21 protein-coding genes and 2 pseudogenes are annotated in these 23,747 nt (G+C 62.5%); 10 read left to right on the forward strand and 13 right to left on the reverse strand.

The window, feature by feature from the left end; translation table 11 throughout:
• From narH to ACQKEK_RS22575, 5 genes and pseudogenes are all read right to left on the reverse strand, one after another.
• Positions 1-480: pseudogene (gene narH, locus ACQKEK_RS22555) on the reverse strand (nitrate reductase subunit beta); the annotation flags it as partial.
• A gap of 99 nt (positions 481-579) precedes the next feature.
• On the reverse strand, positions 580-4,335 hold the full coding sequence (locus ACQKEK_RS22560; RefSeq protein WP_499144390.1) for a nitrate reductase subunit alpha: 3,756 nt from the start codon (positions 4,333-4,335) through the stop codon (positions 580-582).
• A 104-nt stretch (positions 4,336-4,439) separates the two neighbouring features.
• Positions 4,440-5,927 carry an MFS transporter gene (locus tag ACQKEK_RS22565; RefSeq protein WP_499144389.1) on the reverse strand — a complete coding sequence of 496 codons (1,488 nt, stop codon included), beginning with the start codon at positions 5,925-5,927 and terminating at the stop codon, positions 4,440-4,442.
• 14 nt (positions 5,928-5,941) lie between these two features.
• Positions 5,942-6,400 (reverse strand): universal stress protein, encoded by a 459-nt coding sequence (locus ACQKEK_RS22570; RefSeq protein ID WP_045430483.1) that lies wholly within the window; start codon positions 6,398-6,400, stop codon positions 5,942-5,944.
• Positions 6,401-6,415: 15 nt separating this feature from the next.
• Complete coding sequence (locus tag ACQKEK_RS22575; RefSeq protein WP_046163936.1) at positions 6,416-8,017, reverse strand: MFS transporter; 1,602 nt, start codon at positions 8,015-8,017, stop codon at positions 6,416-6,418.
• A 296-nt stretch (positions 8,018-8,313) separates the two neighbouring features.
• Between ACQKEK_RS22575 and ACQKEK_RS22580 the strand changes: the two are divergent.
• From ACQKEK_RS22580 to ACQKEK_RS22590, 3 genes and pseudogenes are all read left to right on the forward strand, one after another.
• Positions 8,314-10,264 (forward strand): annotated as a pseudogene (locus ACQKEK_RS22580) (ATP-binding protein).
• Complete coding sequence (gene narL, locus ACQKEK_RS22585; protein ID WP_231108059.1) at positions 10,242-10,850, forward strand: two-component system response regulator NarL; 609 nt, start codon at positions 10,242-10,244, stop codon at positions 10,848-10,850. Before ACQKEK_RS22580 ends, narL begins: the two are co-directional and overlap by 23 nt.
• Positions 10,851-11,007: 157 nt before the next feature.
• A complete protein-coding gene (locus ACQKEK_RS22590; protein WP_499144388.1) occupies positions 11,008-11,790 on the forward strand; it encodes a type IV pili methyl-accepting chemotaxis transducer N-terminal domain-containing protein in 783 nt (260 codons plus the stop codon).
• Positions 11,791-11,880: 90 nt separating this feature from the next.
• On the opposite strand, the gene ACQKEK_RS22595 is transcribed toward ACQKEK_RS22590, so the two are convergent.
• Positions 11,881-12,426: a DUF4345 domain-containing protein gene (locus tag ACQKEK_RS22595; protein ID WP_499144387.1), complete on the reverse strand. Its 546-nt coding sequence runs from the start codon at positions 12,424-12,426 to the stop codon at positions 11,881-11,883.
• Between the two features lie 173 nt (positions 12,427-12,599).
• Between ACQKEK_RS22595 and ACQKEK_RS22600 the strand changes: the two genes are divergently transcribed.
• Both ACQKEK_RS22600 and ypfJ read left to right on the forward strand, forming a co-directional pair.
• Positions 12,600-13,034, forward strand: coding sequence for a DUF411 domain-containing protein (locus ACQKEK_RS22600; RefSeq protein ID WP_499144386.1), 435 nt, complete (start codon positions 12,600-12,602; stop codon positions 13,032-13,034).
• A gap of 89 nt (positions 13,035-13,123) precedes the next feature.
• Positions 13,124-13,984, forward strand: a complete 861-nt coding sequence (ypfJ, locus tag ACQKEK_RS22605; protein WP_499144385.1) for a KPN_02809 family neutral zinc metallopeptidase — start codon at positions 13,124-13,126, stop codon at positions 13,982-13,984.
• Positions 13,985-14,005: 21 nt separating this feature from the next.
• Here the strand turns inward: ypfJ and ACQKEK_RS22610 are convergent, their stop codons facing one another.
• Positions 14,006-14,347, reverse strand: a complete 342-nt coding sequence (locus ACQKEK_RS22610) for a hypothetical protein (protein ID WP_499144384.1) — start codon at positions 14,345-14,347, stop codon at positions 14,006-14,008.
• Between the two features lie 108 nt (positions 14,348-14,455).
• Between ACQKEK_RS22610 and ACQKEK_RS22615 the strand changes: the two genes are divergently transcribed.
• From ACQKEK_RS22615 to ACQKEK_RS22630, 4 genes are all read left to right on the forward strand, one after another.
• A complete protein-coding gene (locus tag ACQKEK_RS22615) occupies positions 14,456-15,034 on the forward strand; it encodes a DUF2796 domain-containing protein (RefSeq protein ID WP_499144383.1) in 579 nt (192 codons plus the stop codon).
• 70 nt (positions 15,035-15,104) lie between these two features.
• Positions 15,105-15,812, forward strand: coding sequence for an ABC transporter ATP-binding protein (locus ACQKEK_RS22620; RefSeq protein ID WP_499144382.1), 708 nt, complete (start codon positions 15,105-15,107; stop codon positions 15,810-15,812).
• 3 nt (positions 15,813-15,815) lie between these two features.
• Positions 15,816-17,081, forward strand: coding sequence for an ABC transporter permease (locus ACQKEK_RS22625; protein ID WP_499144381.1), 1,266 nt, complete (start codon positions 15,816-15,818; stop codon positions 17,079-17,081).
• An 8-nt stretch (positions 17,082-17,089) separates the two neighbouring features.
• Positions 17,090-17,602: a DUF3299 domain-containing protein gene (locus ACQKEK_RS22630; protein ID WP_499144380.1), complete on the forward strand. Its 513-nt coding sequence runs from the start codon at positions 17,090-17,092 to the stop codon at positions 17,600-17,602.
• Positions 17,603-17,923: 321 nt separating this feature from the next.
• On the opposite strand, the gene ACQKEK_RS22635 is transcribed toward ACQKEK_RS22630, so the two are convergent.
• The 6 genes from ACQKEK_RS22635 to ACQKEK_RS22660 are packed head-to-tail and all read right to left on the reverse strand — an operon-like array spanning position 17,924 to position 22,802.
• On the reverse strand, positions 17,924-19,015 hold the full coding sequence (locus ACQKEK_RS22635) for a tetratricopeptide repeat protein (protein ID WP_499144379.1): 1,092 nt from the start codon (positions 19,013-19,015) through the stop codon (positions 17,924-17,926).
• A gap of 1 nt (position 19,016) precedes the next feature.
• Entirely contained in the window at positions 19,017-19,727 is a 711-nt protein-coding gene (locus ACQKEK_RS22640; RefSeq protein WP_499144378.1) for an energy transducer TonB, read from the reverse strand.
• Positions 19,727-20,140, reverse strand: coding sequence for an ExbD/TolR family protein (locus ACQKEK_RS22645; RefSeq protein ID WP_045430526.1), 414 nt, complete (start codon positions 20,138-20,140; stop codon positions 19,727-19,729). Before ACQKEK_RS22645 ends, ACQKEK_RS22640 begins: the two co-directional genes overlap by 1 nt.
• Before the next feature lie 10 nt (positions 20,141-20,150).
• Positions 20,151-20,696, reverse strand: a complete 546-nt coding sequence (locus tag ACQKEK_RS22650) for a MotA/TolQ/ExbB proton channel family protein (RefSeq protein WP_128120957.1) — start codon at positions 20,694-20,696, stop codon at positions 20,151-20,153.
• Positions 20,689-22,035: a MotA/TolQ/ExbB proton channel family protein gene (locus ACQKEK_RS22655; protein ID WP_499144377.1), complete on the reverse strand. Its 1,347-nt coding sequence runs from the start codon at positions 22,033-22,035 to the stop codon at positions 20,689-20,691. Before ACQKEK_RS22655 ends, ACQKEK_RS22650 begins: the two co-directional genes overlap by 8 nt.
• Complete coding sequence (locus ACQKEK_RS22660) at positions 22,032-22,802, reverse strand: DUF3450 domain-containing protein (RefSeq protein ID WP_499144376.1); 771 nt, start codon at positions 22,800-22,802, stop codon at positions 22,032-22,034. The genes ACQKEK_RS22655 and ACQKEK_RS22660 overlap by 4 nt, the downstream gene beginning before the upstream one ends.
• Before the next feature lie 198 nt (positions 22,803-23,000).
• On the opposite strand from ACQKEK_RS22660, the gene ACQKEK_RS22665 reads away from it, so the two are divergent.
• A complete protein-coding gene (locus ACQKEK_RS22665) occupies positions 23,001-23,696 on the forward strand; it encodes an OmpW/AlkL family protein (protein WP_499144375.1) in 696 nt (231 codons plus the stop codon).
• The last annotated feature ends 51 nt before the right edge of the window (positions 23,697-23,747 follow it).

Consider the following 23,747-nt stretch of genomic DNA (forward strand, 5'->3'; position numbering starts at 1 on the left):
GAAGTTCTTGTCCTTGCGACGCTTGGCGAACTCGGTACCGAGAATTTCCTCCCAGTTCGGGCCCCACTCGATCTTCTCCATGCGCTGACCGGAGATCAGCGAGCGCGGACGTGCCACCGGCTGGTGCTCGGAGATCGGCGCGGTGTGCAGGTTCTGGTAGTCGAAGTCGAACGGCTCGTAGTAGTCGTCGATGGTCGGCAGGTCAGGGTTGGCGAAGATGTTCGCCAGTACGCGGAACTTGCCACCGATGCGCGGGTTGATGGTGCCGTCGCCGTTGCGCACCCAGCCGCCCTTCCACTTGTCCTGGTTCTCCCACTCCTTCGGGTAGCCGATGCCAGGCTTGGTCTCGACGTTGTTGAACCAGGCGTATTCCATGCCTTCACGGCTGGTCCAGACGTTCTTGCAGGTGATCGAGCAGGTGTGGCAACCGATGCACTTGTCCAGGTTCAGGACCATGCCCACTTGTGAACGAATTTTCATTGTGCAACCTCCACAACCGGCGCCTTGATCTTCAGAGCGGGCATGGTCCGGGGACCATGCGCTGCCACCTTGGGTGAACGAATCTTCATGGCCTATTCCTCAGATGTCTTGCGGCAGGGGTTGCGGCAGGTCGTTGCCGTTCGGGCCGTCGAGCCAGTCGACCTTGGCCATCTTGCGTACCACGACGAACTCGTCGCGGTTGCAACCCACGGTGCCGTAGTAGTTGAAGCCGTACGCCTGCTGGGCGTAGCCGCCGATCATGTGGGTGGGCTTGAGCACCACGCGGGTCACCGAGTTGTGGTGGCCGCCGCGGGTCTTGGTGGTCTCGCTGCCGGGCACGTTCACGATGCGTTCCTGGGCGTGGTACATCATCACCATGCCTTCCATCACGCGCTGGCTGACCACCGCACGGGCGGTCAGGGCGCCGTTGGCGTTGAAGCACTCGATCCAGTCGTTGTCCTCGATGCCGGCCTTCTTGGCGTCGACTTCGGACATCCACACGATCGGGCCGCCACGGCTCAGGGTGAGCATGATCAGGTTGTCCGAGTAGGTGCTGTGAATGCCCCACTTCTGGTGCGGGGTGATCCAGTTGAGGACGATCTCGGTATTGCCGTTGCTCTTCTTGCCCTTCACGTAATCGATGGTGCGGGTGTTGATCGGCGGCCTGTAGCTCATCAGCTGCTCACCGAAGGCCTGCATCCAGGGGTGATCCTGGAAGAACTGCTGGCGGCCGGTGATGGTGCGCCACGGGATGAACTCGTGGACGTTGGTGTAGCCGGCGTTGTACGACACATGCTCGTCTTCCAGGCCTGACCAGGTCGGGCTGGAGATGATCTTGCGCGGTTGCGCCTGGATGTCACGGAAGCGGATCGCCTCGTGCTCCTTGGGCAGCGCAAGGTGGCTGTGGTCGCGGCCGGTGAATTCCGACAGAGCGGCCCAGGCCTTCACGGCAACGTGACCGTTGGTTTCCGGCGCCAGACTGAGGATGACCTCGGCGGCGTCGATGGCCGACTCGATCTGCGGACGCCCTTGGCTGACGCCCTCCTCGCGCACCTTGTAGTTCAGCTCGCCGAGGAAATCGACTTCAGCCTGGGTGTTCCAGTTGATGCCCTTGCCACCATTGCCGAGCTTGTCGAGCAGCGGGCCGAGGGAGGTGAACTTCTTGTAGGTGGCAGGATAGTCGCGCTCGACCACCGCCATGTTCGGGCAGTTCTTGCCCGGCTGCGGATCGACGCCAGCGGTTTTCCAGTCGGTTCCGCCGAATGGCTGGGCCAGTTCGCCGGGGCTGTCGTGCAAGAGCGGCACGGTGACCAGGTCCTTTTCCACGCCCAGATGACCTTCGGCCATCTTCGAGAAGGCCTTGGCGATGCCCTTGTAGATTTCCCAGTCCGAACGCGCTTCCCAGGCCGGGTCGATGGCAGCGGACAGCGGGTGGATGAAGGGGTGCATATCCGAGGTGTTCATGTCGTCCTTCTCGTACCAGGTCGCGGTCGGCAGGACGATGTCGGAGTACACGCAGGTTGAGGACATGCGGAAGTCGAGGGTGGTGACCAGATCGAGCTTGCCGATGGCGCCGTCGTCCTGCCATTCGGCTTCGAGCGGCTTGAAGCCGTCACGCTTGCCGAGGTCCTCGTTCATCACGCCGTTCTTGGTGCCCAGCAGGTACTTGAGCATGTACTCGTGGCCCTTGCCCGAGCTGCCCAGCAGGTTGGAGCGCCAGATGAACATGTTGCGCGGGAAGTTTTCCGGGCTGTCCGGCTGCTCGCAGGAGAAGCGCAGCGAGCCGTCCTTGAGCGACTGGGTGACGTAGTCGACCGGCGACATGCCGGCGGCTTCGGCGTCACGACAGATCTGCAGCGGGTTGCGGTTGAGCTGCGGCGCGCTCGGCAGCCAGCCAGCACGTTCGGCACGGATGTTGTAGTCGAGCATGTGCTCGGGGAACTGCGATTTGTCGGCCAGGGGCGAGAGCACTTCGTGAATGCTCATCTTCTCGTGGCGCCACTGCGAACTGTGGTTGTAGAAGAAGCTGGTGCCGTTCATCTGGCGCGGCGGACGGCTCCAGTCGAGGCCGAAGGCCAGTGGCAGCCAGCCGCACTGCGGACGCAGTTTTTCCTGGCCAACGTAGTGCGCCCAGCCACCACCGGTCTGCCCCACGCAACCGCACAACATCAGCATGTTGATCAGGCCGCGGTAGTTCATGTCCATGTGGTACCAGTGGTTCATCGCCGCACCGACGATGATCATGGAACGGCCATGGGTCTTGTCGGCGTTGTCGGCGAATTCACGGGCGATCTGGATCGCCTTCTCACGCGCCACGCCGGTGATGACTTCCTGCCAGGCCGGAGTGCCCGGCACGCTGGCGTCGTCGTAGCTGGAAGCGACGTTGGCCCCACCCAGACCACGGTCGATACCCAGGTTGGCGGCCATCAGGTCGAATACGGTGGCGACCTTGGTGGTGCTGCCGTCGGCCAGGGTGATGCTGCGTACCGGTACGCGGCGCAGCTGGATGCTTTCGCCTTCAGCGTGCTGGAAGTGCTCGTGGAGGATGCCGCCGAAGTACGGAAAGGCGACCTCGGCCGTCTCGCCGCCATCGATCTGGGTCAGGCTCAGGTCGACGTCACGGCCGTCCTTGCCTTCGCGGGCTTCGATGTTCCACTTGCCCTTCTCGCCCCAGCGGTAGCCGATCGAGCCGAGCGGCGAAACCAGCTCGCCGGTGGTGCCGTCGACAGCGATGGTCTTCCACTCGGGGTTGTTTTCCTGGCCGAGGTTGTCGGCCAGATCGGACGCGCGCAGGAAGCGGTCGGCGATGTAGCTGCCGTCCTTCTCGTTCAGGCGCACCAGCACCGGCAGGTCGGTGTAGCGCTTGGCGTAGTCGCGGAAGTAATCGCTCGGCGTCTCGAGGTGGAATTCCTTGAAGATGACGTGGGCGAATGCCTGCGCCAGGGCGGCATCAGTGCCCTGCTTCGGGTTGAGCCAGAGGTCGGTGAGCTTGGCGACTTCGGCGTAGTCCGGGGTGATGGCAACGGTCTTGGTGCCCTTGTAGCGGACTTCGGTAAAGAAGTGCGCGTCCGGGGTACGGGTCTGCGGGACGTTGGAGCCCCAGGCGATGATGTAGTTGGAGTTGTACCAGTCGGCCGATTCCGGCACGTCGGTCTGCTCGCCCCACACCTGTGGCGAGGCCGGCGGCAGGTCGCAGTACCAGTCGTAGAAGCTCAGGCACACGCCACCGATCAGGGACAGGTAGCGGCTACCGGCAGCGTAGCTGACCATGGACATGGCCGGGATCGGCGAGAAACCGATGACACGGTCCGGGCCGTACTGTTTGACGGTGTAGACGTTGGCGGCGGCGATGATCTCGTTGACTTCTTCCCAGCTGGAACGGATGAAGCCGCCCATGCCGCGCTTGCTCTTGTAGGACTCGGCCTTGGCCTTGTCCTCGACGATGCTGGCCCAGGCGTCCACCGGGCTCATGCTGCGCCGGGCTTCACGCCACAGCTTCAGCAGCGGCTTGCGCACCTTGGGGTACTTCAGGCGGTTGGCGCTATAGATGTACCAGCTGTAGCTGGCGCCACGCGGACAGCCGCGCGGCTCGTGGTTGGGCAGGTCGTTGCGGGTACGCGGGTAGTCGGTCTGCTGGGTTTCCCAGGTGATCAGGCCGTTCTTCACGTAGATCTTCCAGGAGCACGAACCGGTGCAGTTCACCCCATGGGTGGAGCGCACGATCTTGTCGTACTGCCAACGGGAGCGGTAGACGTTCTCCCAGTCGCGGGATTCGATGCGGGTTTCGCCATGACCGTCGGCGAACTCGCCTTGCTTCCTGTTGAAGAAGCGTAGTTGATCGAGCAGGTGGCTCATTGGTTTCTCTCCTCACTCCGGTTGCGAACCACTGGCCCGACCGGTCGGCTTATCAATCTCGGCTGGCGCCCGCCTCAGGGACTGACGCATCAGGGCTATGAACGTCAGGACGCGAGCTTCTGGCGGGCCTCCAACTCGCGGTCGACGCTGGATACGTAGTACTCGTCGGAGAACGCTCCCTCGGGCTCCTTCAGCCAGAGCAGGCAGAGCCCGAAGCTGACGAACGCACCGGCGGCAATCACCATGAAGAACTGCGAGGGGGTCACGAAGGTGTAAAGGGTCAGGTAGCAGACGGCGCCAACGTTGCCGTAGGCCCCGGCCATGCCGGAGATCTGCCCGGTAACCCGGCGCTTGATCGAGGGGATGATCCCGAAGGTCGCGCCCTCGGCGCCCTGGACGAACATCGAGCAGGCCACGGTGATGACGACGGCGACGATCAGCGGCCAGGACGCGTTCATCAGCCCCATCAGGAAGAACCCGACGGCGATGCCGAGCATGTAGGCGAGCATGACGAAGCGGCGGTTGCCGAAGCGGTCGGAGACCAGCCCGCCCATGGGCCGCGCCACCAGGTTCACGAAGGCGAACGAGGCGGCGATGATGCCCGCGGTGGTCGGGGTTAGGCCCCAGGTCAGCTCGAAGAACATCGGCAGCATCGACACCACCGCCAGCTCTGCACCGAAGTTGGCGAAGTAGGTGGAGTTGAGCGCGGCCACGGTGTTGAAAGGGTACTTGTCGTCTTCCGGCACGCCCTTCTTCAGGATCGGTATGTTGACCCGTAGGATCTGCACCACCTGGAAGATCACCACCAGCGCGATCACCGAGTAGCAGATCGCCGCGCCGGTCGCGCCCAGGTAACCCAGCCCCTCGATGCGCCAGACCAGGATGCCCAGCACGCCGACCATGGGGATGGTCCAGACGATCAGTTTGATCATGTCGGCCCAGGTGCTGACTTCCAGCGCGCTGGCCTTGTGCGGCTTGCGGTGGATGGTGCCGGCCGGGCCGTCGGTGAGCGCGAACCAGTAGTACACGCCGTAGACGGCCATGACGATCGCCGAGCTGGCAATCGCCCAGCGCCAGCCTTCCGGGCCACCGAAGGCATGGATGGCGATGGCCGGCAGGCTCATGGCCGCCGCTGCGGAACCGAAGTTGCCCCAGCCGGCGTAGAAACCTTCGGCGAAACCGATGTCCTTGGGCTTGAACCACATGGCCGTCATATGGATGCCAACCACGAAGCTGGCGCCGATGGAGCCGAGGATCAGCCTCGACACCAGCAGCTGGACGCGGGTGTCACCGAAGGCGAAGAACAGCGCGGGCGCGGCCATCACCACCAACAATACCGAGAACACCCGGCGCGGCCCCCAGTGGTCGAGCGCCATGCCGACGAGAATGCGCGCCGGGATGGTCAGCGCCACGTTGGCGATGGCGAACAGCTTGAGGTCTTCGGGCGTCAGCCAGTTCACACTTTTCAGCATGCTTGAGGCCAGCGGCGCCATGCCGAACCAGACGAAAAAGCAGATATAGAAGGCGATCCAGGTCAGATGCAGGGCCCGGATCTCGGGGCGCTTCCATTCGAACAGCGTAGAAACTCTCATGTTGAGCTCCTCACTCAGGGGCAGGCTTGGATCAGGACCGGGCAAGGCGCCCGGCGGGCCAGGAAGGCGCTGACGCTGCCGAAGGTCATGTAGTCGAGCTCGTCGACCAAGAGATTCAGCGAGCGGGAGATGAAGCCGCCGTCCGGTTCGTTGGAATGCCGCGCGATCACTAGCAGGTCGGGCTTCTTGTGCTCGGCGGCCTTGAGAATCATCTTGCGGGCGTCGCCTTCGGCGAGCATCACGTCGACGTCCAGGCCGAAGGCGCTGACCTTGGCCGCCGCCTCCTGCAGGAAGGCCTGGAATTCTCGGCGTTCACGCTCGTAGAGCTCGGCCGCCGAATCGCTGGTATCGCGGGTGTCTTCCACCACCCCGATCAGCATGATCAGGGGGTTGAGCGGACCGAACATCTCGAGGGTGGCGTCCAGGGCTTTCCGGGCGTTCCGCGAGTTGTCGTAGGCAAGCATGATGTTCATGGCGGCTCTCCGGACTCAGGGGTTCTTCACGTAGGCGTTGGGGCGCAGGTAGAACCACCAGTTGAGGATCAGGCACAGCGCGTAGAACACCGCGAAGCCGTACATCGCCACTTCCGGGGTGCCCGCCTTGACCTGTTCACCGATCACGATCGGGGCGACGAAGGAGCCGTAGGCGGCGACAGCGGAGGTCCAGCCGAGTACCGGGCCAGCCTTCTCGCGGTCGTAGATGACGCCGATGGTGCGGAAGGTCGAGCCGTTGCCGATGCCGCTGGCGGCGAACAGCACCAGGAACAGCACCAGGAACAGGAAGAAATACTCTTCAGGCTGGGCCGAGCCGTAGGCCTGTTGCATCACGTAGCCGGCCGCGACCGAGGCGCCAACCATGACCACCGAGATCACCTGGGTGACGATGGAGCCGCCGACCTTGTCGGAAATCCAACCGCCCAGCGGGCGGATCAGGGCGCCAATGAACGGCCCGATCCAGGCGTAGGTCAGCGCACTCGGTGCGTTGGGGTTGGCGACGCGGGTCACCACGCCATCAGCGCCGACCTCGTTCATGAAACCGAAGATCACCGTGATCGACAGCGGCAGCGCCATGGAGAAGCCGATGAACGAGCCGAAGGTCAGGATGTAGAGAACGCTCATTGACCAGGTGTGCTTGTCGCGGAAGATCGCAAACTGGCGCTTGATGTTCGGGCTGATGCTGCCCGGCAGCAGGCGCAGCATGCCGAGCGTCGCGCCGATGGTCAGCAGCATCACGCCCCACATATTCAGCACGCCGAGGCCGGTCGGCGCAGGCAAGTAGAGGTACAGGCCGACGGCGGCGGCGAAAAAGGCCACGGCGTAGAGACCGAGAATCTTGCCGAAGGCGTTCAGCGGGTAACCCGGCGTCGGCGAGATCACCAGCAGGTTGTTCATGCCGAACCAGCCGGCGAAGGCCAGCGGCACCAGGAACAGCAGCCAGACCCAGCCACCATTCTGGATCCAGGTATCGGTTCCGGCAGGAATGCCGCCGATCAAGGTGCCGCTGTCCTTGACCAGTGTCATCGGGTCACCGGCGATAAAGCCGAACACACCGGCAGTCATCACCAGCGGGATCAGGATCTGCATGGTGGTGACACCGAAGTTACCGAGGCCGGCGTTGAGGCCCAGCGCCAGCCCTTGCTGGTTCTTCGGAAAGAAAGTGCTGATGTTGCTCATCGAGCAGGCGAAGTTGCCGCCGCCGATACCGGAGAGAAAGGCCAGCAGCTGAAAGACCCACAGCGGCGTGTCCTGGCTCTGCAGGGCAATGCCCGCACCGGCCGCCGGAATCATCAGCAGTGCGGTGGTGAGGAAGATGGTGTTGCGCCCGCCAGCGATGCGGATCATGAACGACGCCGGGATGCGTAGAGTGGCGCCGGTGAGGCCGGCGATGGCGGTCAGGGTGAACAGCTCGGCGGGCGCGAAGGGAAAGCCTAGGTTGAGCATCTGCACCGTGACGATGCCCCACATCAGCCAGATGGCGAAGCCCATCAGCAGACTCGGGATGGAGATCCACAGATTGCGATTGGCGACCCGCTTGCCAGTGGTGTCCCAGAAAATTTGGTCCTCCACGTCCCACTTTTCGATATTGCTCATGGTCGATCCTCTTGGCGCCAAGACCCTGCCTGCAAGCGCAGCGGGTTCAGGAATGGCTCGCACGCTAAGCGGGGGGGATCGATCCGAATTTGACTGGAGTCAATACAGCGAAACTGGCGTTTTGCCACAGGCTCCCTGACTACCCCTTCCGAGGTATTCCTTTTCCAACAGTCAAACCGTTAGCGAATCAGTAGGTTAGGTAGCATCACAGGGTCAGTTGCGGGGGGCCTGGAGGGGGCCAAAACGCATTGGAGGTACGCTCTCACCCGTGGTCAGCGGAATCGACGAGGCGCAGAATGAGGCATCGTCTGACCGTCGAGCCGAACATGCCTTCAACCGAAAGCGAGCCGCTCTCCACCCGACATTCGATCGTGTTCAATACGCTGGTGGCCTTCGTGGTGATCATCGGTGTCTCGCTGCTCAGCATGCTTGCCAACCTCTACCTGGCCGACGCCCTGGAAGGCGATGCCGAGGCGATCAATCAGGCCGGCAGTTTGCGCATGCAGGCCTACCGCCTGGCTTTCACTGCCGAACACGGCTCGCAGGCGCTGCTCTACGAGCGCATCGAAACCCTGCAGCAGACGTTGCGCTCCGCCTCGTTGCGCTCGGCCTTGCACCGCCACGGCAGCACCCGTCTGCCGGCTTTGCACGCTGCGGTTTCGCAGCATTGGGAACAAGACATGCGCCCATTGCTTGATGCGCAACCGGCGCGGCTAGAGGACTACCGTCGAGAGGCGCCGGCCTTCGTCAGTGAGCTGGACACCTTCGTCCGTACGCTGCAGGAGGCATCGGAAGGCAAGCTCAGCGTCATCCGCGCACTGCAGGCCAGCACCCTGTTCGTCATCGTGCTGATCGCTTTCGTGCTCATCTACGGCCTGCACAACAACCTGGCCACGCCACTGCGCAGCCTGACCAAGATGGCGCGCGATATCGGCAAGGGCGACTTCAGCGGCCAGGTGCAGATTCCCGGCGATACCGAGCTCAGCCTGCTGGCCCGCACGCTCAACCAAATGAGCCAGGAACTGGCCAGCCTCTACGCGCAAATGGAACAGAAGGTGGATGACAAGACCGCCGCCCTGACCCGCAGCAACGCCACGCTGCAGCTGTTGTTCGACAGCGCCCGGTTGCTCTACAGCAAACCGGACGACCCCACGCAGATGATGGGCGCGCAACTCAACAAGGTGCAGCAGGTCCTCGACACCGGTCCGATATCGCTGTGCCTGAACCGTTCCGCCGAAGCGGGCAGCCACACTGCGATGACTTCGCACGATTTGCAGCCGCCTGAATACTGCCAGCTACCCCAGTGCGATGCCTGCCCGGTGAACCAGAGCGGCCGACTGCCGAGCGGCGAAAAACTGCTGACGTTCGAGTTGCGCTCCGGGCCGGATGATCTGGGCTCGCTGCGGGTGGCCTATCGCGCAGGCGAGCCATTGCAGCCCTGGCAGACGCTACCGCTGACGACCCTGGCCGACCTGTTCGCCGCATCGCTGAGCCTGGCTCAATCGGGCCAGAAACAGGCACGCCTGGCACTGATGGAGGAGCGGGCAGTGATCGCCCGTGAACTGCACGATTCACTGGCCCAGGCGCTGGCCGCGCAGAAGCTGCAGCTGGCAAGGCTGAAGCGTCTGATGCAGAAGCAAAGCGACCAGGCACAACTGGACGACAGCGTGCAGCAGATCGATCAGGGCCTGAACGCGGCTTACCGCCAGCTACGGGAACTGCTCACCACCTTTCGCATCAAGGTCAACGAACCAGGGCTTAAACCGGCGCTGTATGCAACGATCGAAGAGTTCAGCGCTAATTCGGGACTGCAGGTCGAGAGTGACTATCAGCTCGATCACTGCCCGCTCACGCCCAACGAGGAAGTGCACTGCCTGCAGATCGTCCGCGAGGCGCTTAGCAACGTCGTCAAGCATGCCGAGGCGGAGCACTGCTGGCTGAGCCTGACCCAGGACAGCATCGGCACCATCCACGTGAGGATCGAGGACGACGGCATTGGCATCAACCCCGAGGAGCAGCGTGCCGGCCATTACGGCCTGATCATCCTGCGCGAGCGCGCCAACAGCCTGAACGGCACCATCAATATCGGTCGGCGCCCCGCCGGAGGCACACTGGTGTACCTGAGGTTTCCGCCCGCCTACCGCCACATTTCCCCGGAGCCAGGAACATGTCACGCATGAACGAAGGGACTACTGCACGAATCCTGCTGGTCGACGACCACCCCATGATGCGTCGAGGCTTGCGTGACCTGCTGGAACTGGAAAGTGATCTGGAGGTGGTCGGTGAGGCGGGTAACGGCGAGGACGCCATCCACCTCGCGCAACAGACCGAGCCCGATCTCATCCTGATGGACCTCAACATGCCGGGTATCGACGGACTGGAAACCACCCGCCGCATGCGCGATGCGGACATCGACGCACGCATCGTCATGTTTACCGTCTCCGATGAACAAAGCCATGTACTCGAAGCCCTGCGCAACGGTGCTGACGGCTATCTGCTCAAGGACATGGACGCCGAACAACTGGTCGAGCAGATCCGCCTGGCGGCGACCGGACGCATGGCCTTGAGCCCCGAACTGACCCAGGTGCTCGCCGAAGCGATCCGGGTACGTCCGAAACCCACCGGCCAGGTGCCATTCTCCAGCCTGACCAAGCGCGAAAAAGAGGTCCTGCGCCTGATTGCCAAGGGCCAGAGCAACAAGATGATTGCCCGTAAGCTCGGCATTACCGAAGGCACCGTCAAAGTCCACGTTAAGAATCTGCTGCACAAGCTGGGCCTGCGTTCGCGGGTGGAAGCGGCGGTCTGGGTACTGGAGAACGAGGCCAAAGGCTGAACCGGATGCGCCCGGTGTGCGCCACGGCTCAGGCTGCAACAACACTCCAGCGCCCTTGATAACCATCAATGCCGTTAGCGCGCACGGCTCTATCGTCTCGCCACGCCGACTGACCGAACCGTCAGCATCGCGCCCGTCCGGACGTCAGGAGCGCTCCATGTTCAAATTTCCGTTAACCATTGCACTGCTACTCGGCCTGCTTGGCAGCCTTCCCTGCCAAGCAGGCATCAGCGACGCTGAAGCGGTCAACCGAGCCGGCATGCAGCGTATGCTCAGCCAACGCATCGCCAAGACGTACCTGATGATCGGCACCGACACCCGTGTCGACCTCGCCGCCAGTCAGCTCGACAACAGCATTGCCAGCGTCGAGGAGAATGCTCAGTGGCTCGATGAATACGCCGCTGACGGGGATATCCGCAAAGCATTGAACGAGGCAACTGACACCTGGCACCAGTATCGTCAGTTGGCTCTGAGCCGCCCGGACCGCAGCCAATCCGCCGAACTCCTGCGCCTGGCTGACCGCTTCCTCAGCCAGAGCGAAGCGCTGGTCGGGAAAATCGAGCGTCACAGCGGCAATCAGGCGGCCCGTCTGGTCAATCGCAGCGGGCGCCAACGCATGCTCAGTCAGCGAATCGCCATGCTTTACCTGGCCATGAGCTGGAAGCTTCCCGAGCAGCGCTTGCGCGGCGATTTCGATGCTGCAGTCAATGAGTTCGAACAGGGGTTGAATGAGCTGAAGGCGGCGCCGCAGAACACCGCGCAAATCGTCAGCCAGCTCGAAAAGATCGATACCCAATGGCGTTTCGCCCGAGCCGGATTCACCTTGGCGGACGATTCACGCTTCGTGCCGACCGTAATCGTCACCACCAGCGACTCGCTGCTGCGCAAGCTTGAACAATTAACGCTGGATTATGAACGCCTGGCCGGTAGCGGCCGATGAGTGCACGAGGCAGAGCCCTCCGGTTCAACCGAGAGGCAACGGCGCTTCGTCAGCGCCAACGCGAAGCTGCCCTGCTTCCGGCGGCATCGGTCAGGCGAGCGGATCCCCTCGACGGAACGGCTGCGGTGCCGCGTCACCGGACGCGGGCTCTACGGCCGGAGGCGTGTCACCAAGCTTGAATGGCATCGGTGATTCGCTGACGAGGCGATGGGTGGCAGGCTCAAGGCGCTCCGGCTCTGGCTCTGGCTCCGGACGCTCGCGAATAGCGCGCCAGGCGAGACCGGCGAACACCACAGCCAGCACGCGATAGAGCATGGAGGCGAGATCGAAGCCGACCAAGTCACCGCCATCCAGCCAGAGCGACACCAGCCTCCCCAGCACCAGCGCCGCCATGGTCATCACTAGCATGATCAGCGCTGGCCGGGCTCGCTCCGGTGCACGCGCGGCCCAGATCAGGAACAATGCCAGCCCCAGCTGCAAGCCGCCGTAATAGACACGCATGTGACTGACCGACGCGGTTTCCATCAGCAGCATGCCGTTGAGATTGGCCATCTCGTGAGGCCACAGCCAGTAGGCCAAACTGAGACAGGCCATCACCAATGCCTGCGCGAGCAGAACGAAACGGGCAAAACGCATCGAAAACTCTCCTGACAGCGGCTCCGCACCACGATGGATATCCGACCGGATCGCCCCGTTTTGGTTCGCTCCACGCTTGTTCGCCGACTCCTGTGACATTCGCTCACACCGGCAGGCTTGGGTGCCTGCGAGCAGGGGGCTATGCTGCGCACAACCCCGCCGGAGAGACCTTCATGCGTCGTTTATTGCTTGTCACCGCTCTTTTCGCCAGCCTCGCTCAAGCCGCCGAGCCCATCGCCATCGAGGTGCACCGCGACGCCAATTGCGGTTGCTGCAAGGCCTGGATAGAGCATCTGGAAGCCAACGGGTTCGAAGTCGACGACCACGTTGAACCCGACATGGCCGCCGTCAAGACCCGCCTCGGCGTGCCCCATAGCCTGGGTTCCTGCCATACCGGCGTGATCGATGGAAAATTCGTCGAAGGCCACGTCCCGGCTGCCGACATTCTGAAGCTTCGAGCACAGCCCGATCTGATCGGTGCGGCGGTACCCGGCATGCCGATGGGCTCGCCAGGCATGGAAATGGGCGACCATAAAGACGCGTTCAAAGTAATCGCTGTGAGCGACGAAGGTGAGCAGTCGGTGCTGGCCGAGTACCCGGCAGACTGACGTAACAGACGAAACGTTTGTAGCGCCGCTGAATTTGCTGACGCTGAGGCCGGTCTGATCAGGGTAAGAACTGGCAGAAGGACTCAGGCATGCGTTGGAAAAAAGCTCGTCGCAGTGACAATGTGGTGGACGCTCGCGGCCGAAGCGGAGGCATCGGTGGCGGGCGCCTGACCCTGGCGGGCGTCGCAGTCGTGGTGGTAATCGGCCTGTTGTCCGGCCAGGATCCCATGCAGATTCTCGGTCAGCTGGCTGACCAATCAGGTCCTGCAACGACCCAGCAGAGCAACGCCCCAGCCAACGGTGAGGACCCGCAGGTTGCCTTCGTCCAGTCCATCCTGGGCGACACCGAGGACACCTGGCGCGCCTTGTTTCAGCAGTCCGGCCAGCAGTACCGCGACCCGACGCTGGTGCTATTTCGTGGTGGCGTGAACTCGGCCTGTGGCTTCGCCAATTCCGCGGTTGGCCCCTTCTACTGTCCGGGCGACCAGCAGGTGTATCTCGACCTGCAGTTCTTCGACGAGATGGCGTCGCGTTTTTCGGTCGCGGGCGATTTCGCTCAGGCTTATGTGATCGCCCATGAGGTCGGCCACCACGTACAGACACTGTTAGGCGTCTCGCAACAGATGCAGGCTGCCCGTCAGCGCGGCGCGCGCATGGAGGGCGACAATGGCCTTCTGGTTCGCCAGGAATTGCAGGCGGATTGCTTCGCCGGAGTCTGGGCCAACCACGCCCAACAGCGTCATGCCTGGCTTGAGGCGGGGGATCTGGAGGAAGCACTGAATGCGGCGAACGCGATCGGCGACGACCGTTTGCAGCAACAAAGTCAGGGCCGAGTCGTTCCAGATGCCTTCACCCATGGCACCTCTGCGCAACGGGTGAAGTGGTTTCGTATCGGGTTCGACAGTGGCGACCCGACACGCTGCGATACCTTCCAGACGCAGCGTCTGTAACCCGGATCGCAGTCGCGCCGTTCAGTCGACCCAGCGATAGACAGGTGCATCCGCACCGCTATCGACCTTGACTTGCGCGCAGTGGCGCAAGCGCACCAGCAGACGCTTGCCCATCTGAGCGCTGCCCGCCAGCGCTTGTAGCTCGGCCAACAGCTGAGGCCCGTCCATGCTCTCTGCCGTTCGCAGCAACTGCTGCGCATCGTGCCAATGAGGATCGACGGTAGGCTTATCAGCCAGCTGCGACGGGGCAGCCGTAACCTGTGCAGCGGGCATCTGACGTGCCAACTGCGCCCAGTCGTGATCGTCCATATCAATGCTGAGGTCCACCGCTAGATCGCCCACATGGCCGCGAATTCGAATCATCGCCATTCTCCTGAAAAACTAGATCGCATGCTCCCATGGGAGGTAGGCACTGGCCAGACGTTACGCACGTTTGTTATAACGTAACCCTCAATCCATATGGAGATCACCATGCGCCGTCTGCTGCTTGCCCTGCCCTTCGCCTTACTGCCAGGTTTTGCTCTGGCTGCTGAACACGATCACGACCATGCGCACCACGACAGTCTCAGCGCCCACGAGCATGGCGCTGCGGAACTGGATGCAGCGCTGGACGGCTCCACGCTGGAAATCGAGCTGCGCAGCCCGGCGATGAATCTGGTGGGGTTCGAGCATGCGCCGAGCAGCGAAGCGGACAAGCGCAAGATTGCCGACGCTCGCAAACAGCTGGAACAACCGAACAGCCTGTTTGGCCTGCCTGCAGCAGCCGTCTGCACCCTGGCTGAAACTGAGCTCGAGAGTCCGTTATTCGAAGGCGAGGCCCATGACCATGGCGAAGAGCACGAGCACGACGAAGATCATGAAAGCCAGCACAGCGAAATTCACGCGCACTACCGCTTCGATTGCGCCACGCCCCAAGCGCTGCAGGCGCTCGATCTGCAAGGCTTGTTCAAGACGTTCCCCGGCACTCAGAAAATTCAGGCACAGCTGATCGGTCCAAAGGGTCAACAGGGCGCCCAACTCGACGCGGACCAGCCACGCGCGACGTTCTGATCCGATCCCGTCTGCCGCCGCCTGGCCCGACGCAGTAAACTCACCGGCTCGCCTGATACGGATCATCTCGATGACCGCACCGTTGCTCGAACTGCACCAATTGGGTTTTGCCTGGCCGGGCCAGGCAGAGCTGCTCGACATCCCCAGCTTCACGCTGGCGCGCAACCAGAGCCTGTTTCTCAAGGGTCCGTCGGGCAGCGGCAAGACGACACTGCTCGGACTGATTGGCGGCGTACAGAAAGCGCAACGCGGAACGGTCCAGTTGCTCAGCACCGACCTCGCCGCGCTCTCTGCCGGTGCTCGGGATCGCTTCCGGGTCGATCACACCGGCTACATCTTCCAGCAGTTCAACTTGCTGCCCTTTCTTTCGGTGGCCGAAAACGTCGGCCTGCCCTGCCATTTCTCCAAGACAAGAGCCGAGCGCGCCCGCCAGCGGTACGGCAGCGTTGCGCAAGCGTCGGCAAGCCTGCTCCAGCATCTCGGCATTCCGAAAAGCCTGCTCGATCGACGTGCCGAAGCGCTGTCGATCGGACAGCAACAGCGCGTCGCCGCGGCGCGCGCACTGATCGGGCAGCCGGAACTGGTGATCGCTGACGAACCCACCTCTGCCCTCGACGCCGATAGTCGAGAAGCTTTTTTGCAGTTGCTGTTTGCCGAATGCGAACAGGCCGGCTCGAGCCTGTTGTTCGTCAGCCACGACCAAAGCCTGGCGCCACTGTTCGACCGTAGCCTCTCATTGGCAGACCTCAATCGCGCCGCTCGCGCCCCGGAGATGTAGGCCATGTACCTGTTGCGTCTGGCCTTGGCGAGCCTGAACAACCGCCGTTTCACTGCGCTGCTCACCGTATTCGCCATTGCGCTCTCGGTATGCCTGCTGCTCGCCGTAGAGCGGGTGCGCACCGAAGCCCGCGCCAGCTTTGCCAGCACCATCAGTGGCACCGACCTGATCGTCGGCGCCCGCTCCGGGTCGGTGAATCTGCTGCTGTATTCGGTGTTCCGCATCGGCAATGCCACTAACAACATTCGCTGGGAAAGCTTCGAGCATTTCGCCGAGCATCCGCGAGTCAGCTGGGCGATACCCATTTCGCTGGGCGATTCCCATCGCGGTTATCGAGTGATGGGCACCAGCGGCGCCTATTTCGAGCATTACCGTTACGGTCGCAAACAGCTCCTGCAACTGGCGCAAGGTCGCCCGTTCGCCGAGGACCCGTTCGAAGTGGTGCTGGGAGCCGAAGTGGCCGAGGCGCTGCAATACACGCTGGACGACAAGTTGGTGCTGGCGCACGGCGTCGCCACGGTCAGCCTGGTCAAACATGACGACAAGCCCTTTCGTGTAGTGGGCATCCTCAAACGCACCGGCACGCCGGTGGACCGCACGCTGCATATCAATCTGGCGGGCATGGAGGCGTTGCATATCGACTGGCAGAACGGCATGCCAGCCCGTGGCGCTGCTCGCATCGATGCGGAGCAGGCGCGCCAGATGGATCTGCAACCCAAACAGATCACCGCGTTCATGCTTGGCCTCAACAGCAAGATCGCGACCTTCACCCTGCAACGCGAAATCAACCAGTTTCGCGGCGAGCCGCTGCTGGCCATTCTGCCCGGCGTGGCGCTGCAGGAGCTCTGGAGCCTGATGGGCACCGCTGAACAGGCACTATTCGTGGTGTCCTTGTTCGTCGTGCTGACCGGATTGATCGGCATGCTCACCGCCATTCTCACCAGCCTCAACGAGCGGCGCCGGGAGATGGCGATCTTGCGTTCGGTTGGTGCGCGGCCTTGGCATATCGCCGGCCTGCTGGTGGTCGAAGCTTTCAGCCTGGCACTTGCGGGTGCACTGTTCGGGCTCTTGCTGTTGTATGTCGCCATTGCGGTCGCGCAAGGGCCGCTGCAAAGTCACTACGGTCTTTATCTGCCGCTGGCGCTGCCAAGCGCCTATGAGTGGTCATTGCTGGCGGGCATACTGCTGGCTGGGCTGTTGATGGGCTGTGTGCCGGCGTGGCGCGCCTATCGGCAGTCGCTGGCCGACGGCCTGTCGATCAGACTATGAGGAGTTCCATGTCTCGCCTGCTGCTTGCCACCCTGCTCGCCCTCGCAGCGCCCTTCGCAGCTGCCGATGTTCGTGAGCTGCAATGGTCGGACCTGATCCCGGCAGACGCGCCGCCACCACCACCGCCGGTGGCGCTTCACGACATGTCGCAACTGGCCGATGCGCTCGCTGCGGAAGCGGGCCCGGCAGCGGCTCAGCAATCGCCGGCCGAGCCGGTCGTCGAAGAGCTAGATGGCGTTCAGGTCAAGCTGCCCGGCTACATTGTGCCGCTGGACATGAGCGAGGATGGGCGGGTGACGGAGTTTCTGCTGGTGCCCTACTTCGGCGCCTGTATTCACGTGCCGCCACCGCCTTCCAACCAGATCGTGCATGCCACCAGCGAGCTTGGCGTAAAGGTGGACGAGCTGTACCAGCCCTTTTGGATCGAAGGCCCGCTAAAAGTCGAACACGCCACCAGCGAACTGGCCGATGCCGGCTATCGCATGGAAGCGCAGAAGATCTACCTCTACGAGCTCGAATAAGGCAGCGGAACCCAGCCTGATCGGCAAGCTGAGCGGCATCGAGCAATACCCCTCCTGAAACTAGTTTCTTTCATGCTGGGATCTGATTGCCAAGGATATGGCAGCGGCCAACAACCGTTAGCGAAGCTGACGGCGATGCATGTTATTTGTGCCGAACCGCTCTGTGTCGATCAGCGCTCTATGTCCATAACGCATAAACGCGAAACCCCGCCACTGTGGCGGGGTTTCTGTGTGCATCTGCTATGCAGCGTGCTCCGCGCTAGGCTTGATTGGCCCGTAATTGCCTGGGCACCCCTTTCTCAAGCGGTCCAGACAACCCGATCAACGAGTACTCGCGACCTGGCGCTGCCGCTCGAAGCTGAGCTCGCCTTCGGCCCACTCACGCCAGGAACGAACCTTGCGCCGCTCGGCGCCTGCGCGCTCGGCCTGTTTCAGCGCATCGAGACCAGCCTGCCAGTGGGCTTGCTCCAGTTCCAACTGAGCAACGTTCAGCCAGAACTTGGCGCTACCGGATTGAGCCGCGAGATCGCGGTAGATCTGCGCCGCTTCCGAACGCTCGCGTGCCTGCCACCAGAGCATGCCCAGACGCTCACGCCGCTTGGCATCGCTGGCTAGAAGGCGTGACTCAAGCATGCCCTGCAGCAGCTTCGCACCTTGCCAGGGCTGGCCAGCGGCACCGGCAAGCAATACCAGATTGTCCAGCTCGGCTTCGCTGAAGCGCAGTCCCTTGGCATGGGCCGCACGCAGGGTTGCCAGCGCCTTGTCCTCATCGCCGGCCATCTGCTGCAAGCCTGCCAATTGCCGCCAGCTCTTGGCCTGATTCGGATGGCGGACGAGAAGCCTGCTCTGCCAGCGCTCTGCTGTCTCGTAACGCTTCAGCTCAGCGTTACCGGCTACCAGAAACTGCAACCAGGTGTCGGCCGCGTTGGGGTTGGACTGGACATAGCGTTCGGCCAGTGGCAATGCCTTGGCATGTTGCCCGAGCCCCTGATAAGCCTGCACCAGCATCTGCAGGACTTCTTCGCTTGCATTGGCCGGTGAGCCCAACAGGCTGACGACCTTGGCATAGCGGCGTTCGACCAGGTTGAGTTTCGCCAGATTGAGCCGCTCGTTGGGCAGTATCGACTCGTCAAGCTTGCCACTGGCGATCGCCTTGTCGAGCAGGTCCAGCGCTTGGCGATTGTTGCCTTCAGCCCAGGCCAGATAGGCACGGCTGCGCCACAACAGTGCTTCCTCTGCGCTGCCCGGTTTCGCCTCGGCCTGTTTGAGCGCTCGGTGGGCAGCGCCGTAGTCCCCCTTCTCCTGCGCACTTTGAGCACGTTCCAGCGCTTTGAACACCGAGGGATCGACGCTCTGCGCCGCTTGAGCCGATACAGCAAACAACAACGAGATCAATAACAGCAAACGGGGCATGTCAGCGTTCTCCTTGCAGGCGGAAATGCAGGGTTTTAACGGCTTCGCGCGATACGGCAGAACCGTTTTCGGTACGCGGTGCGAAACGCCAGCGGGCGGCAGCACGACGGGCCTCGCGATCGAACACGTTCGGCGGCGAAGCCTCCATCACGCGAATATTTTCGACCTTACCGGCGGCGGTGATGGTAAACGCGAGCTTTATATGGCCCTCAATACCGCGCTGACGCGCCCTATAGGGATATTCGGGACGCACATCATTGAGCGGCATGACCTCCTGCTCAGGTCCGGATTGCGATGCCGTCTCGTCCGCTGACGGCGCTGCTGGTGCCGGCGGTGCTGCTGGAGCAGACGCGGCCGTAAGTCCTGCGAGGCTGGGCGCGGGCGCACTTGCAATCGACACACCGGTATCGATGTTCGGTAAGGGCAGATCAAGCTTCGGCAGATTGGCACTCGGCGTGGCCATGCTCGGTGTCGGCGGCGTTGGGGTCTGGGGTGTCTTGGGTTGAGGCGGTTGCGGTGCCTGCTGCCGCGAGCGGGTCGCAGTGCTTTCGTTGCGGTTGTCCATCCGCACGAAATTGGCGATGGCAACAGGGTCGTCGGTCACCTCGCTACGGGGCGGGTTAACCATGCTCAGCATCAACGCAAACAACAGCAACGCCACCACGCAGGCAGCGACGAAGGACAACCCGACGCGGGTCAGTCCACGAACCATCACTGCGCTCCCGAACTGGCGGCCAGAGCCACGTCCTGAACCCCGGCGAGACGTGCCTGATCCATCACCTGGACCACAAGACCTGTGCGCGCATCCTGATCGGCTTGCACCACTACCGCGCCTTCCGGCTGGTCGACACGCATGCGCTCGACGTGAGCCCTCACGCTGCGTACATCCACAGCTTGCTTGTCGATCCAGACCTGACCATCGGCCGTTACCGCAATCAGGATGTTGCCTTTGTCCTGCGCGCTGGCGGTGTCGGCCTGTGGTCGCTGAACCTCGACGCCAGACTCCTTGATGAAGGAGCTGGTGACGATAAAAAAGATCAGCATGATGAAGACCACGTCGAGCATTGGCGTCAAGTCGATGCCGGTGTCTTCTTCCTGCTGATAATGATGACGACGCATACGCATCCGTAAATCCTCAATCGTGACGCAGCTGGTCGGCCAGCCGGTCGAGAGCCAGGCGCGAAATACGTTCGAGACGCGCCAGGCTGAACAGTCCAGTAATAGCCAGCACCATGCCGGCCATGGTCGGCAGGGTCGCCTGCCATACGCCCGCTGCCATGCCGCGAGGGTTGCCGGTACCGTTGAGTGCCAACACATCGAACACTGCGATCATGCCGGTCACGGTGCCAAGCAACCCGAGCAACGGATACATTGCAACCATGGTCTTGCTCATCCGCAGCGGGCCGGAAAGCTGTTGCTGCGCCTGAGCGAGCCAGGCACTGCGTACCGCACGCTGCCAGCTGCCAGGTTCGTTGGGCAGCTGCCCCCAGGCCTGGCGACGGGCTTCCACCCAGCGCGGAAACACCCGGCGCATGAACCACAAACGCTCGAAGACCAGCGTCCAATACAGCACGCATAGCGCAGCCAGCGCCCACATCACCGCGCCGCCCGCCGCCATGAAGTCGAGCAGCGCATAACCGCTGTCGACCAGACGCAGCCATTGGCCGTGCAGATCAGTCACGACGCGGAGTCCCCGAAAGATGCAGTGCGATCAGGCCAGCACTTTGCTGTTCGAGCAGCTGGATCAGCGCCTTGCTGCGGCTGGCCAGCAGGCTATGCAGGAACAACAGCGGTATCGCTACAACCAGACCCAACACCGTGGTAACCAACGCTTGGGAAATACCGTCAGCCATCAGCCGAGAGTCACCACCGCCACTCTGCGTAATCGCCTGGAAGGTCACGATCATGCCGGTCACCGTACCCAGCAGGCCGAGCAACGGCGCGACGGCGCTAAGCAACTTGAGCAGTGGCTGACCGCGTTCGAGTGGCGGTGTTTCCTGGAGGATCGCCTCGTCGAGCTTGAGCTCAAGCGTCTCGAGATCGGACAGCTGTGGCTTCGGTCCCAACACGCCGATGATGCGCCCCAGCGGGTTGTCGTCACGCGGTTGATTGAGCTCGCGCGTCTGCCGGCTTACTGCTCGCCCAACCCGTGCTAGGTAGACCATGCGCCAGATGGCGAGGATCAGGCCGACGGCACCCAAGGCAAGAATCACCCAGCCGACCAGCCCGCCCTGCTGAACGCGGTCCCACAGTTGCGGCTGATGCTGCAGTTGGGCCAGCAACGAGCCGCGGCTCGGGTCGATCGGCAGAGTGGCCAACGCCTCGCTGCTGTCGACATAGTCATTGACCATCCCCATGCCGGCAGGCTGGCGGCTAGGCGCCAGCAATTCGCGGGCGTCGCTGTCGTAGCGAAGAAAATCATCGGCAGTGAACGCCGAGAAGTTACCGACCCGCAGGACCGGCTGGGTGGTGCGCTGTCCGTCGACGCCCACTACCGGCAGCTCGACACGCTCTACCTGGCCACTGGCCGTAAGGTCTTCAAGCAGGGTCATCCAGAAGCTGTCCAGATCCTCAGCCGACGGCAGCGTGCGGCTTTCCGCCAATGCCCGCAGACGCTGCAGGCGCTCCGGGTATTGCGCGTTGAGCAGGCTGTCCTGCCATTGCCCGGCGATGTCACCAGCACTCTGCCGCACCACACCGAACAGTTCTCCAAGGTGACCGACGCGCTGCGCCAGCAGCTTTTCCTGCTCGGCCAACTCGGCTTCCTGGCGGTCGAACTCTGTCTTCAGACGCTCGGCTTCGGCTTTCTGCTGTTCAAGCGCGGCGTTGGCTCGCGCCAGCAGTTGGGCTTGCTCGCTGCGATTCTGGATGAAGGCCTGCTCGCGCGCTTGCATGGCGTCGACTTCCGCGGCGCGTTCGCTGCGAATGCGCTGCAGCAGCTGATCAGGACTCAACGGTTCGGCAGCCTGGGCCATTGCCGGCAACAAGCCGATGAGCAACAACGTCAACAAGCGGCTCATTGCGCAGCCTCCTTGGCCAGGGTCTTGATGGGCAGTTCGAGCCAGGTTGGGGCTTGCTGTTGACGAGCGATGGCAATGGCCTTGGTGATTGGCCGACGCGCGCTGCCATCGAGTACTTCCCAGGCGCGGGTCTGCGGATTCCACCATCCGCTTTCGTGAGCATCCAGCGTCTGGTAATACAGCATGGTCCGCCCCAGGCGCAGGAATTCAACGCTGCGGCTGCCACCCTCGACCGGCAGCTCACCGCGCCACGCTTCCAGGGTGCGTCCGTAATCGCTCTCGATCTGATAGGCCTCGAGGATGCGACGGTATTTCTCAGCGAGACTGACGTCTGCGCGCGCCTGCATGTCCTGCAGGCTGGCGAGCCGATCGGCGCGCTCGTCGGGGAGGAACGGAAGGTCTGCCGCGATGAACTCCTCGAGCACTTCGATCATCCGCCCCATCTGCGGTGCAACGGCTTCCTGGGTGCGTTCGATGCTGTCCAACTGACGCTGAAATCCGTCCAGTTCCTTGCGCTGTGCAGCGGTCAGCTCGACCAACTGCTCGTTGTAGGCCTTCAAGGCCTCCGCCTGCTGAACGGCGTTGCGGTAATCGGTGAGCATCTGCCGCGTCGCGTCATCGAGCTGCTCGATACGCGCTTGCGACGCCTTGGCTTCTGCAGCCAGCTGCTGGCTTTCTTCCAGCGCAGCGTCCAGCGGAGCTGCATGGAGCTGCACGCAGCAGGGCAACACGGCGACCGCCAAGAGGCGGGGTATAAGGGCATGCATTGATGGGTCCTTGCAGACGAAGGTCAGACCAGAAAAGAGAAACATTATCATCTAGATCCGCAAAAGAAGGCAACCCGGGCAATACGTCGCAGCCAGGATAAAGCGGAACGTTTCGTTGAGCTGGATCAAAGTCGGCGAGCCCGCACGCCCTACCATGGCCACCAGTCGCAACACACCATGTCTGGATGGAGTTCCATTATGCGTAAGACCCTGTTTACCGCGTCCGTGCTGGCCGTAGCCCTCGCCTCCCCCTTCGCCCAGGCCCATCAGGCTGGTGATGTGATTGTCCGTGCTGGTGCGATCACTGTTGATCCGCGTGAAGAGACTTCAGGCGTAGTAGTTGACCGTGGAGTCCTAGCCGGGACAGACCTGGGTGGGAAAGCATCCCTCGACAGCGATACCCAGCTGGGCCTGAACTTCGCTTATATGGTCACCGATCACATCGGAGTTGAGCTGCTGGCAGCTAGCCCGTTCACTCACGGCGTCTCAGTGTCCGGTACCGGCCTTGGTGGCATTGCCGACGGCAATCTCGGCGAACTTAAACACTTGCCGCCAACCCTCAGCCTTGTCTATTACCCAATGGCAACCACGTCTGCATTCCAGCCATATGTTGGTGCCGGGGTTAACTACACTTGGTTCTTTGATGAAAGTGTCAGCAGCAACTTCACTGATCGTGGCTATGACAATTTCCGAGTAAAAAACTCGTGGGGATGGGCAGCTCAGGTTGGCATGGACTACATGCTGACAGAACAGGTCATGCTCAACGCGCAGGTCCGTTACATCGATATCGACACCGACGCCTATATTGACCACCCTGGCCTAGGCATTCGTGCAAAGGTTGACGTGGAAGTTGACCCCATGGTCTACATGGTCGGCCTCGGCTACAAGTTCTGAATCCGTCGGCATTGCCGAATCTCGGACAAGACAAAGGCGCCTCTCGGCGCC

This window comes from Pseudomonas sp. NPDC077408 (assembly GCF_050269105.1).
Classification (GTDB): Bacteria; Pseudomonadota; Gammaproteobacteria; order Pseudomonadales; family Pseudomonadaceae; genus Stutzerimonas.